At 71.3% G+C, this 12,560-nt stretch carries 11 protein-coding genes; 9 read left to right on the forward strand and 2 right to left on the reverse strand.

Annotated features, from left to right (window positions below; genetic code table 11):
- The 7 genes from E1266_RS29155 to E1266_RS29185 all read left to right on the forward strand — a co-directional run.
- Positions 1-1,433 (forward strand): IucA/IucC family protein (locus E1266_RS29155; protein WP_132052450.1); only part of this gene is annotated, 1,433 nt, incomplete at its 5' end.
- Between the two features lie 13 nt (positions 1,434-1,446).
- The gene (locus tag E1266_RS29160) at positions 1,447-2,547 is read left to right on the forward strand and encodes an alanine racemase (protein WP_132052451.1); all 1,101 of its coding nucleotides are present in this window, start codon (positions 1,447-1,449) and stop codon (positions 2,545-2,547) included.
- A gap of 357 nt (positions 2,548-2,904) precedes the next feature.
- Entirely contained in the window at positions 2,905-3,396 is a 492-nt protein-coding gene (locus tag E1266_RS29165; RefSeq protein ID WP_165966253.1) for an ATP-binding protein, read from the forward strand.
- Positions 3,393-4,235, forward strand: coding sequence for an SAM-dependent methyltransferase (locus E1266_RS29170; protein WP_165966254.1), 843 nt, complete (start codon positions 3,393-3,395; stop codon positions 4,233-4,235). The genes E1266_RS29165 and E1266_RS29170 overlap by 4 nt, the downstream gene beginning before the upstream one ends.
- 240 nt (positions 4,236-4,475) lie before the next feature.
- Positions 4,476-5,474 (forward strand): hypothetical protein, encoded by a 999-nt coding sequence (locus E1266_RS29175; protein ID WP_165966255.1) that lies wholly within the window; start codon positions 4,476-4,478, stop codon positions 5,472-5,474.
- Positions 5,475-5,498: 24 nt separating this feature from the next.
- Positions 5,499-6,260 carry a class I SAM-dependent methyltransferase gene (locus tag E1266_RS29180; protein WP_132052459.1) on the forward strand — a complete coding sequence of 254 codons (762 nt, stop codon included), beginning with the start codon at positions 5,499-5,501 and terminating at the stop codon, positions 6,258-6,260.
- Between the two features lie 40 nt (positions 6,261-6,300).
- Complete coding sequence (locus E1266_RS29185) at positions 6,301-6,930, forward strand: class I SAM-dependent methyltransferase (RefSeq protein ID WP_132052461.1); 630 nt, start codon at positions 6,301-6,303, stop codon at positions 6,928-6,930.
- On the opposite strand, the gene E1266_RS29190 is transcribed toward E1266_RS29185, so the two are convergent.
- Positions 6,927-7,760 (reverse strand): exodeoxyribonuclease III, encoded by an 834-nt coding sequence (locus E1266_RS29190; protein WP_132052463.1) that lies wholly within the window; start codon positions 7,758-7,760, stop codon positions 6,927-6,929. The two genes, E1266_RS29185 and E1266_RS29190, sit on opposite strands and share 4 nt — an antisense overlap.
- Positions 7,761-8,065: 305 nt before the next feature.
- Between E1266_RS29190 and E1266_RS29195 the strand changes: the two genes are divergently transcribed.
- Positions 8,066-9,211 carry an FKBP-type peptidyl-prolyl cis-trans isomerase gene (locus E1266_RS29195; RefSeq protein WP_132052464.1) on the forward strand — a complete coding sequence of 382 codons (1,146 nt, stop codon included), beginning with the start codon at positions 8,066-8,068 and terminating at the stop codon, positions 9,209-9,211.
- Between the two features lie 719 nt (positions 9,212-9,930).
- Positions 9,931-12,174, forward strand: coding sequence for a transglycosylase domain-containing protein (locus E1266_RS29200; protein ID WP_132052466.1), 2,244 nt, complete (start codon positions 9,931-9,933; stop codon positions 12,172-12,174).
- 31 nt (positions 12,175-12,205) lie between these two features.
- Here the strand turns inward: E1266_RS29200 and E1266_RS38295 are convergent.
- Positions 12,206-12,560 (reverse strand): hypothetical protein (locus E1266_RS38295; RefSeq protein ID WP_207945975.1); only part of this gene is annotated, 355 nt, incomplete at its 5' end.

The following is a 12,560-nucleotide window of genomic DNA, read 5'->3' on the forward strand; positions in this document are numbered from 1 at the left end:
GCCCACCCGTCGGCCCCACCTACCGCCTGGCACCGCCCTACGAGGAGCGGCGCGGAGACGAGTGGATCCCGGCCACCTGGGACAGGCTGGCCAACCTCGTCGCCGGTGAACTGGAACTCGCCACCGGCCGCCCCAACCCCGAGTTCCTCAGCCAGGTGGACGACAGCCACACCGCCCTGGCCGCGATCATCGCCGCGCGCGGCGAAGCCTCCGACGACCGCTACATCGACTCAGAGCAGTCCCTGGTGGCGGGGCATCGCTTCCACCCGTCGGCGAAGTCGCGCCAAGGGTCGCCGACGGACTGGCTTCCGTACGCACCGGAGACACGGGCCCGCTTCCGCCCCCAATGGCTGGCCGTTCCGGAGGACCTGTTCGCCGAAGAAGGATCCCCGGACGCGTTCAAGGGCCTTGAGGCGTACGGGCCTGCATCGCGGCCGGGGCGCAGGTTGCTTCCCGTCCATCCGTGGCAGTTCTCCCTGATGGCGGACAATTCCGTCCTACAAGAGGCCCTGGCCCGGGGCCTGCTTCTCAACCTCGGCCCAGGCGACATCGAGGCGGTGCCCACGTCTTCCGTACGGACGGTGTATCTGCCGGACGCCGACGTGTTCTGCAAGTTCAGCCTGGACGTCCGCATCACCAACTGCGTCCGCAAGAACGCCTGGTACGAACTCACCGGGGCGATGACCCTCAACGAGCTGGTGCCGCCCATCTTCGAGCGGCTGGGCTCCACGTTCCTCACCGAACCCGCCTACCGCAGCACCGCTCTCGCCGACCGCCGCCTGTACGAGGGCTTAAGCGTCATCCTGCGCCAAGGCGTCAAAGGTCTCCCCGGAACGCCGCTACTGGCCGGTGCCCTGGCCGACCCCTCCAACACGTTCCTGGCGGACCTACCGGCCATGGCCGACCCCGACGGCGCCCAGGCGTGGTGGGACGCCTACGTGACCCAGGTCGTGCCGCCGGTGCTGCGCGCCTATCTGGACCACGGCGTCGTCCTGGAACCCCACCTCCAGAACGTCCTGGTCTGCGTGGACGCCGACGGCATGCCCGTCCACGCCGCGTTCCGCGACCTGGAGGGGACGAAGCTCACCGCCGGCCGCTGGGATCTGGCCCACCTGCCGCCCCGCGTCGCCGAAGGGCTCACCTACGCCCCCGACCGGGGCTGGAACCGCGTCGTCTACTGCCTCGTCGTGAACCACCTGACCGAGATCGCCGCCGCGGTAGCGGACCTGTACCCGCATCTCGAACGGGCGCTGTGGCGGACGCTGGGCAAGCACCTGGCCGCCCACGACCACCACCCGCAGGTGAGGGCGCTCCTGGCGGGCGTTCCGCTGCCCGCCAAGGCGAACCTCCGTACCCGGTGGTCCCGCACTGCGGACCGCGGCGCCACCTACGTCCCCGTCCCCAACCCGCTCGCCGCGTCCCGGCCGCTATGAACGGACCCGCTGCATGAACGGACCCGCAGTGCACGAAGCCGTACGCGAACGCGCCCTCGGCCTGCCCGGCTACCCGGCCTACATATACGACCTGCCGGGCCTGTCGGCGCACGCGGCCGGCGTCCGGGCCGCGCTGCCCGGCACGGAGATCTTCTACGCCGCCAAGGCCAACTCGGACGCCGAGATCCTCCGCGCTCTGGCTCCGCACGTGGACGGCGTGGAAGTGTCGTCCGGCGGCGAACTCACGCACGTGCGGGAGACGTTGCCCGGGGTCCGCATCGCGTTCGGCGGCCCAGGCAAGACCAACGAGGAACTGGCCCTGGCGCAGCGCCTCGGTGTCGAGCGCATCCATGTGGAGAGCCCGCGCGAGCTGTCCCGGCTCCCCGGCCCGGCCGCCGTCCTGCTGCGCGCCAACCTGCCGCTCAGCACACCGAACGCGGCTCTCACCATGAGCGGCCCGTTCGGCATGGACGAGGCTGATCTCAACGAGTGCGCCCGCCGCATAGCCGGAACACCTGGCATCGACCTCCGCGGCATCCACGTCCATCTCGCCTCCGGCCTGGACGCTCCAGCGATGCTCGACCTCGCGGCCCGGATATGTGACTGGGCACTCCCCTGGCTGGACGACCACGGCGTAAGTGACCCGGAACTCAACGTCGGGGGCGGCATGGCCGTCGACTACGGCGACCCCGATGCGCGCTTCGACTGGGAGACCTACGGCAAGGGCCTCCCCACTGCGCCGACCCTCCGCATCGAACCGGGCCGGGCGCTGACGGCCTATCACGGCTGGTACGTCACCGACGTCCTGGACGTGAAGACCACCCGGGGCGAGACCTACGTGATCCTCCGCGGCGGCACCCACCACCTGAGAACACCGGTGACCAAGGGCCACGACCAGCCATTCGAAGCCCTCACCTCGAACGGCCCGGAAAGGCGCGCCACGCTGGTCGGCCAGCTCTGCACGCCCAAGGACGTGTTCGCCCGCGACGTCCTCGTCCCGGATCCGGCCCCCGGCGACGTCATCGCCTTCGCCATGGCCGGCGCCTACGCGTGGAACATCTCCCACCACGACTTCCTGATGCACCCGAAACCGGCCTTCCACTACCTCCGCTGACGCCGGCTCGGTGCGGCCACGCCGTCCTGACGCCCTCCGCGCTCACCCACCGCCTCGGGGGGCCGGCGTGCCGGGCTTCACCGGCCACCAAGTCCGGTAGCCGGGGGCGCGCGGCGGATCACCGGCGGGCCGTGGTGGATCACCGGCGGACGGTGACCGTCCGCAGGGTACGGCAGGGCCCTTGCGTCCGCGCAAGCGTCGGTGACCGGCGGGTGCGCGCTGCGTCAGAGTGTGTGTTGTCTCACTCCCACGTCCGACTTCGACCAGGCCGAAGAACTCATGTTCGCTTACAGCCCGACACGGAGACGTGAAGCCAACACCGCCATGAATTCATCAGACGCGTGGTCAGGGACGCCCGTGCTGGTTCCGGCGCCCGCTCCCTCCCTGGAACTCGGAATCCCGTCCGCCTGGAACAACAACGGCAAGTCGGCCGGACGTCTCATCGGTGAGATCGACATCGCCGCGACCCCGGCCGCGGTGCGGCTCGCCAGGTCCTACGTCCGGGAGCTGATCGGCCAGCACTTCGGCGCCGACCGCTCCGAACTCGGCGACCTGGAGCTGCTGACCAGCGAGGCCGTGACGAACTCGGTGCTGCACGCCAGGCCGCGCCGCAACGGGACCGTCACGCTGTCGGTCCTGCACATCGACCGGTACGTGCGGGTCGAGGTCACCGACGGCGGCACCGCGTCCGGCGAGCCGCGCGGAGCCGAGGAGCCGCTGCCCGTGCACGGGCGGGGGCTCGTCCTGATGAAGGCCCTCGCCACCGACTTCGGCACCAGCCGGGGCAAGAACGGGACGGCCACCTTCTGGTTCGGGGTGGGCGTCCAGGAAGGATGGCGGCTCCCGTGACGGCTGGGCCCACGCCGAGCCTCACCTGGTGGGCGGAATCCGCTCCGCCGGAGGACGCGGAGATCTCCCCCTCGCGGTCCGGCGGGCCCGCGCCCAGCAACGCCCGCATGTACGACTACCTCCTCGGCGGCAAGGACAACTACGCACCCGACCGCGACCTCACCGAATGGGCTCTCCGCAGGTGCCCGGTCGTGGGACGGCTCGTCCAGGCGAACAGGGGCTTCCTGGACCACGCCGCGGCGCTGCTCGCCGAGGACGCCGGGCTCCGGCAGTTCGTGGACATCGGCTGCGGGCTGCCGGTGTCCGGCGGCGCCAACGTCGGCGACATCGTCCGGCGCGCCGATCCGTCCTGCCGCGTCGCGTACGTCGACAACGACCCGATGGTGCTGGCGCACGCGCGGGCGCTGCTCGCCGTGGACGCGAACACGGGCGCGTTCGAGGGGGACGTCCGCGACCCCGCCGCGCTGCTCGCCGACCCGGGCCTGCGGGCGCTCATCGACCTGAGCGAGCCCGTGGGCGTCCTGCTGACGGGCGTCCTCGACGGCATCACCGACGAGGACGACCCGCGCGGCATCGTGCGCACGCTCGTGGAGGCACTGCCGCCCGGCAGCCGCATGGTCGTCACCCACGCGGAGCGGACGCCGGAGCTGGAGGCGATCGCCGGGCTGCCGCAGAACCCCGACCTGCCGTTCTGCCCGCGGAGCCTGGAGGCGGTCACCGAGATCTGCGGGGGCCTGGAGATGGCCGCCCCCTACCCGGCGCGGCTGCCGCTCCCGCACGCCGTCCACACCACGGGCCCGGTGCCGCTGATCGGCTGCATCGGGCGCGTACCGGGGTGACGGCCCGCCATGCCCGTCATGTCCCCCACGGCGCCGTCCTGCGCGGGGCCCCCGGTCCTTGATGGCGCACCGGCCGTAGACGACACCCCGGCCGTTGATGACGCAATGGACACATCACCGCGCCGACCGCCCCGGAGGCACGGCGTTTCGCTACGATCGAGGCTCCAGCGATTGCCACATCCGGGACGAGTGATGACAGCGGACGGCGAGCCGAAGTCTCTCTCTGAAATCACCAAGGACATGGGTCTCAACATGTCCGACGTGGCGGCCTTCTCCGGCCTCGACGAGAGCACGATATTCCGGCTGTGGGACAACGCCGAATGGCTCGACCGGGTCAGCGGGCGGTCCCTGCAGAGCCTCATGTCGTCCGTCCCGGGAATCGCCGAGTACTCGATGGCGCACGCCGTCCGGAAAAGGCGCGACGTGCTCATCGGCGACCTGCACGGCGAGGGCCTCACCGTCGACGTCGCCGCCCTGGAGAAATCGGACGTCGCGCAGCAGCACCTGCTGAACGCCCTCGAGGCCGCGCTGCACATCATCCGCGGCGAGGCGACGCAGAAGACCTCGTCCTTCATCGCCCGCTTCTGGGGCCGCGAGCAGGACCGGGCCCTTGAGGCGCTCTACAACCCCGAGCCCGGCAGCGGCCTCCTGTCCGACCCGCAGACGCTGTTCGACTCCTCGATCGACCTGGCTCCCAGGTTGAACCGCAAGTCCTACTCGTTCCACTCGATCCTGGCGCTGAACATCCTCACGCACCAGGTCAGCAAGGTCACCGGCGAACTCGAGGCCGACCTCGGCTTCGAGGTCCCCGGACGGCAGGCCGCGTTCATGATGCGCGGCGTCGTGATGGGCTCCCTCATCGGCTCGAACGACATCGAGCTCGCGGAGAGATACCGCAGGGAACTGGATGCCACGCCCGTGTACGCGGCGCTGGAGGAATGGTCGTTCCCGACCTACACCAGAGACGGCCGTATCAGCAGCGACTTCACCTTGCCGAGCTCCCTGTCGCTCCGCAATACGGCCACGGAGGTGCTGCGCGAGATAGCGGAGTACAACGACGCCTACGTCTACTACCTGGTGTCGACGTACATTCCGCTGGCACTGAAGAGGGATCCCGCGTTCGGGGGGAAGATCGCCGAGCTGATCCAGGCGGTCGAACTGCGCGGGGCCGAGTGCCGGGACAAGAGGATCAGACAGACCTGCAACACGCTGGTCAGACGGCTGAAGGGCGCCGCCTGACCAGGCTCGGAGAATGGGGAGCCGGTGGAGGACACGGCGCAAGCCATCGCAAATCTGACACGGGAGAGATGGGAGGCCAACGCACGGTACTGGGTCAAGGTCATCAGGGAGCGCCGCGACCGGTACCGCACCGAGCTCACCGACGGCGCCGTCCTCGACGCCATCGGCCCGTGCGCGGGCCGCCGCGTCCTCGACGCGGGCTGCGGCGAGGGGTACCTCGCCCGCACGCTGGCCGCCCAGGGCGCCGACGTCACGGGGGTGGACGTCTCCCAGGGCCTGATCGACGCGGCCCGCGCCCATCCCGCGCAGGAGGCCACGGCCACGTTCGTGCGCGCCAGCGTCGACGACCTGCCGTTCGAGGACGACGCGTTCGACCTCGTCGTCTGCAACCACCTGTTCAGCCACCTCCAGGACCCCACGCGCGCGTTCGGCGAGTTCTCCCGGGTCCTGGCGAGCGGCGGGCGGCTGATCCTGCTGACCCTGCACCCGTGCTTCTACGTGGAGAACTCCGAGCAGGGCGCGATGAACAGCGTCCCGGCGTCGCAGTACTTCGCGTCGCGCGGCATCGACCAGCGGTTCCTGGTGGACGGCCTGGAATCCCCTTCGATGATCACATCGTGGCTCCGGCCGCTCGAGTACTACGCTGGAACGCTCCGAGACAACGGTTTCGTCATCGCCGACCTGCGCGAACCGCACCCGACGGAAGAGCAGATGCGCGACGACCCGTGGTGGCGCAAGGGCTTCCCGACGGCCCTCTTCATGCTCCTGATCGCCGAACGCCGCTGACACCGCGCCCGCCGCTTGCGGGTGTGGCTACAGTCTCCGCATGAGCGATGCCGTCCCGCCGCCGGAGCGCGTTCCGGCGGAGCTGGCCGATCACCCGGACCGGCTCCGGTGGAACGCCAAGTACGGGGACGCCCCGGGGCTGTCCCCGGTCCACCCGCTCGCGGAGCGGGCGCTGTCCTCCGGCCTGCCGGACGGCGGGGTGCTCGACCTCGCGTCCGGGCCGTCCGGCAGCGCCCTGCTCGCCGCGGCGGCCGGCCGGTCCGTCACCGCCGTGGACGTCTCCGAGATCGCGCTCGGCCGCCTCCGCGACGAGGCCGGGCGGCGCGGGCTCACCGCGCGGATCACGCTCGTCCAGGCCGACCTGGCGGCCTGGCGGCCGCATCCCGCGGGGTACGCGCTCGTGCTGTGCACCGGTTTCTGGGACCGCGCCGTGTTCGACCGCGCTGCCGGTGCCGTCCTGCCGGGCGGCCTGCTGGCGTGGGAGGCGTTCACCGAGGAGGCCCGCCGCCATCGCCCGGGCCTGCCCGCGGAATGGTGCCTCGGCCCGTCCGAGCCCGCCTCGCTGCTGCCGGACGGCTTCACCGTCCTGGAGCAGGCCGACGACCCCGCCACGGGCAAGCGCGGCGTCCTGGCCCGCCGCTGTGTGACCCCGGGCCGGTCCGCCCCTTAGCCGAGCCCCTCAGCGTCTATGTCCACTACTACCGGGGCGTGGTCGGACGGTCCCTTCCCCTTGCGCGCCTCACGGTCGACGTAGGCGGAGCTGACACGGGCGGCGCATTCCTCGCTGGCATAGAAGAGGTCGATGCGCATACCCATGTCCTTGTGGAACGCCCCCGCCCGGTAGTCCCAGTACGTGTACGGGTGGGGGCCCTTCATGGCGGCCGGCACCACGTCCTGGAGGCCCAGGTCGCGCAGTTCCGCGAGGGCTTGGCGTTCGGCCGGGGTGACGTGGGTGGAGCCGACGAACACCGACGGGTCCCAGACGTCCTCATCGGTGGGTGCCACGTTGTAGTCGCCGCACGCCACCAGCGGCAGGCCACGCGCCAGTTCGGCGCCCAGCGCGTCCCGCAGCGCCCGGAACCATTCGAGTTTGTACGCGTAGTGGGCCGAGTCGGGCGTGCGCCCGTTCGGCGCGTACAGCGACCACACCCGCACCCCGCCGCACGTCGCGCCGATCGCGCGCGCCTCGGGGACCAGCAGGACGGGCTCGGTCAGCTTCGTCTGCCCCTCCGCCTCGCCCTCGTAGGCCGGCTCCCCGGGGAAGCCGTCCGACACGTCCTCGATGCCGACCCTCGACAGGACGGCCACGCCGTTCCAGCGGCCGTCGCCGTGCGCCGCGGTGGCGTATCCCAGTTCCGCCACCTCGGCCGCCGGGAACTGGTCGGCGCGGCACTTGGTCTCCTGGAGGCAGACCACGTCGGGCCCGGTCTCCGCCAGCCAGGAAAGGAGGCGCGGCAGACGGGCCTTGACCGAATTGACATTCCACGTCGCGAGGCGCATCCCCCCAGCCTGCCATTTACCGGGCGGCCGGGCGCGGTCGCACGGTCCCATCCGGGCCCCGCGGCCGGTACATTGCAGGTCGGCCTCTCCCCCCGCCAGAGGGACGCCGAGCAGCCCGCGGGAACGGTAGATTGCGGGCGGCTGCGTCGCCCGCGCAGCGTCGCCGCACACGGCAGCACACCGGCCCGTGTGACCGGTAGATTGCGGGTCGGCCGCCTTTGCACGGTTTTCACACCGCGCTTAGACCGGCCCTGGAAGGGTGGTCTCGTTCGTGATGTCGTCAAGCCCGGAGCAAGCGAGGAAACATGTCCGAGGATGACAAGCCCGGGGGCAAGCCCACGATCAAGGCGAAGGCGAAGATCCCGAACGCCCAGAACATCCGCAGCCCGGAATTCAAACCGCACGGCATCAGCGCCGGGCGCGGCAGCGGGCTGAACCGGCCGTCCGCGCTGACCGCCAAGCAGGCGCGCAAGCGGCGGATCATGGTGATCGTCGGGCTGGTGGTCGCCGCGGCCCTGATCGCGGGCTTCGTCTTCTGGTGGATCAACCGCCCGCCGCCGGAGATCGAGGTGTCCGGCCGGTTCGCGACCAAGCCCACGGTGGAGATCCCCACGAAGCTCGCGCCCGAGGGCAAGCGCAAGGTGACCACCCTGATCAAGGGCGACGGGCCCGAGATCAAGAACGGCGACACCCTGTACGCCCAGTACGCCTTCTACCAGTGGGCGAAGGACAGCGACGACGAGGACGGCTCCGTCAAGAGCAAGAACAAGGAGCTCGCCTCGTCCTACGAGCGCGAGGCCCAGGGGCAGCCGACGCAGCCGCTCGTCGTCGGCGAGAGCGGCATCAAGGGCTTCGACCAGGGCATGGTCGGCCAGACGGCCGGCAGCCGGGTCATGCTGCAGATCCCGCCGTCGGAGGGCTTCGGCGAGCAGGGCTCGCAGCTCGGGCTGGAGAAGTCCGACTGGGTGGTGTTCATCGTGGACGTCCAGGCCGTCGTCCACAAGGGCCAGGGCCCGCAGGGCGCCGCGAAGGAGCTCAACGACAAGAAGCTGCCGCAGGTCGCGGACAAGGGCGAGGGCAAGGCGCCCGAGGTGAAGATCCCCGACCGGGACGCCCCGGCCGCGCTCCAGGTGAAGACGCTGGTCGAGGGGACCGGCCCGGCGCTGGAGAAGGGCGACGACGCGGTCGTCAACTACCAGGGCACGCTCTGGGACAGCGGCAAGGAGTTCGACTCCAGCTGGAAGTCCGGCTCCCCGGCCAAGTTCCCGATCGGCACCGGCAAGACCGTCCCCGGCTTCGACAAGGGGCTCACCGGCGCGAAGGTCGGCAGCCGGGTGCTGCTCGTCCTGCCGCCCAAGGAGGGGTACGGCAAGGACGGCATGCCGCCGGACATCAAGGGCGACGACACCCTCGTCTTCGTCGTGGACATCCTCGCCAAGCTCAAGAAGTGAGGCGGGAACGGCGCGGCGGATCGTGAACGGCGGCGGCGGGGCACCCGGTCGGGTGCCCCGCCGCTCCGCGTTCCGGGGGGAAACGCGATCTGCGACGCCCGTCACGACAACCGGAGGGGCGCATTGCCCGTCTCCTAATGGGAGGCCGAAGGGGTGCGCGCCGCACGGCACGCCGCACCGATCCCCTCAGGTATCGTCGGTTACGCATTAATCACGGGGGGCTTGTGAGCAACGGCAGAAAGGGTCCGGAGGGTGCGGAGCCCACTGCTCCGGACGAGGGGGGCCCGCGGGACGCGCAGGCCGGGCCACCGGCAGGCGGGGACGATCCCCCGGCCGCGATACTGACCGTGCGCACCGAAGAATCCACTCAGGACGCGGAATTCGACCAGGTGGACGACATTTCTGATAACGGCGAGAAAAACACCTCGGACGCCGTCTCCGAGGAGGATGCGGCGCAATCTCCCGATACGGATAACCCTTCGGGCGAACCGGGTGACCAGTCCCCGAACGGCACCGCCAATGGATCCGCGGCCGAAGCGCCCGAATCGTCCGAGGCTCCCTCGGCCGCGGGCGCAACCGAGGCCGAGGCCGGGCCGCGCGACGAGAGCACCGCCGGCGAGGGAGAACCCGCCGGGGACGACGGCCGGGCCGCGGCGGGCGACACGGGTGTGGTCGCCGCGGAAAGTGTTGAAGCGGCGACGAGTGGTGATACCAGGAGCATGCCGCCCTCCTCGCCCCACCCGTCCGCGCCCCGCCACGGGGGTCCGCCCGGGGACGCCGCCGGGCGCGCCGGCGGAGGCGATGGGAAGGGGCCGGGCCGGTCCCGGAGCCGCCGCTCCCGCCTCCTGCGCCGCGCGCTGTTCGTCATGCTCGGCTTCCTCGGCTTCTGCGTCGCCGCGTTCGCCGTCGCCTACCTGTTCACGCCGGTGCCGTCGCCGCTGGAGAAGGCGGTCGCGCAGGGCCCCACGTTCTACTACTCCGACGGCAGGACGCAGATCGCGAAGACCGGCGTCAACCGCGACGCGGTCGAGCTCGACCGGATTCCGGAGAGCACCCGCAACGCGGTGATCGCCGCCGAGAACGGCACGTTCTACGAGGACCCGGGCGTCTCGGTTCGGGGCACCGCGCGGGCGTTCTGGTCCACGGTGACCGGCCGGCAGCTGCAGGGCGGCTCGACGATCACGCAGCAGATGGTCCGCAACTACTACGGCGGCATCGGCAAGGAGCGGTCGGTCACCCGCAAGCTCAAGGAGATCATGGTCGCCCTGAAGGTCGACCAGGAGAAAGAGAAGGACTGGATCCTCGAGCAGTACCTGAACACCATCTACTTCGGGCGCAACGCGTACGGCGTCCAGGCCGCCGCCAAGGCCTACTACGACAAGGACGTCTCGAAGCTGACCCCCGCGGAGGGCGCCTACATCGCCGCCGCGATCCAGCAGCCGAGCTACTTCGCCGACCCGACCGGCTCCGCCCGCCCCCTCGCCGAGCAGCGGTGGCGCGCCGTCCTGCACAACATGGTGCGGGACGGCTACCTCACCTCCGCCGACGCCGCGTCGATGGAGTTCCCCAAGCCGGTCGAGCAGGAGATCACCGACGTCCTCAAGGGCCAGAACGGCTACATGGTCAACGTGGCCAAGAAGGAGCTCGTCGAGCGCCGCGGCTACAGCGAGGACGAGATCAACCGCAGCGGCCTGAAGATCACCACGACGTTCGACAAGCGGCTGATGGACGCGATGCGGCGTTCGGTGAACCAGAACACCCCGGACGGGATGAGCAAGAAGATCCGGACGGGCGCGGTGTCGGTCGACCCGGCCACCGGGCAGGTCCTGGCGTTCTACGGCGGGCGCGGCTACCTGGAGGAGGCGCTGAGCAGCTCGTTCGGCGACTGGGCGCAGGCCGGGTCCGGGTTCAAGCCGATCGCGCTGGCCGCCGCGCTGGAGAACGGGGAGACGCTCAACTCCACCTACGACGGAAGCTCCCCGCAGTACTTCGGCGGCTCGGACATCAAGAACGACGGCGGCCGCAGCTTCGGGTCGGTGAACCTCGTCACCGCCACCCAGAACTCGATCAACACCGCGTACGTCAACCTCGGCCAGGACATCGGCAACGACAAGATCGTCAAGATGGCCGAGAAGATGGGCATCCCCAAGTCGCAGATGAAGCCGGAGCAGCGCAGCGCCGCGACGTTCCCGCTCGGCATCGTGTCGCTGCACCCCGTCCAGCAGGCGGGGGTGTTCGCGACGTTCGCGGCGGAGGGCGTGCACCGGGAGCCGTTCGTCGTCAAGTCCGTCACCGACAACGCCGACCACAAGCGCACCTTCAAGGAGAAGGGCGAGCGGGCGCTCAGCCAGCAGAACGCGCGGGACGCGACGTACGCGATGGAGCAGGTCGTCCGGGGCGGCACCGGGACCGCCGCGCAGCTGTTCGACGGCCGCGACGTCGCCGGCAAGACCGGCACGACCGACGAGGGCCGCGCGATCTGGTTCAACGGCTTCGTCCCGCAGCTGGCCACGTCGGTCGCGATGTTCCGCAGCGACGGCAAGCCGCTGGACATCCCCGGCTACGGCGCGTACGGCGGGGCGCTGCCCGCGCAGATCTGGCGCACCTACATGACCGACGCCGTGAACATCAAGGACTACGAGCCGAAGTCGTTCGGCGCGCCGTCGAGCAGGCCGGGCGGCAGCGTCGGCGGCCCGCGGGACGACGACCGCCCGGACGGGTCGGAACCGCCGCGCACCACCGAGCCGGACGAGCCGCCCACCGACGACCCCGAGGAGCCGGAGATCCCGTCGCCCCCGACGGGCGTGCCGACCCTGCCCCCGACCGAGCCCGGCGGCCCGGGCGGCGGCGGAGGCGGCGACGATCCCGGCGGACCCGGCGGTGGCGGGGACGGCGACGGAGACGGCGGCGGAGGCGGCGGCTCCGGCGGGGGCGGCGGCGGCCGTCCCGGCGCGAGCGGCTGACGCCCCGGCCCGGACGGCGGCCCGCGGGACGCTACCCGCAGGCCTCGCCGATCCGGGCCGGCGTCTCCGACATGACGGTGTTGAACTGCGTCACGTCGCCGCCGCCCACGGCCGCCGCGGCGGCGCGGAGCCGGTCCGCCTCGGCGGTGAGGGCCTTCTCCAGGTCGTCGTCGCCGGTCTCCTCCGCGAGCTCGTCGAGGCGTCCGGCGAGCTTCTCGGTCGCCTGCCGCCACTGCGCGGGCTCGGCCGCGGGCGCGCTCCTGACCTGCGTCATGTACTGCTGGAACGCCTCTTTGGTAGCGGTGCAGACCGGGTCCGGGCCGGCGCTCACCACCCCGCACCCGCCGAGCAGCCCGGAGGCGCCGAGCACCACCGCGCCCCCGCCC

The organism is Actinomadura sp. 7K534 (assembly GCF_004348575.1).
GTDB classification, from domain to species: Bacteria; Actinomycetota; Actinomycetes; order Streptosporangiales; family Streptosporangiaceae; genus Spirillospora; species Spirillospora livida.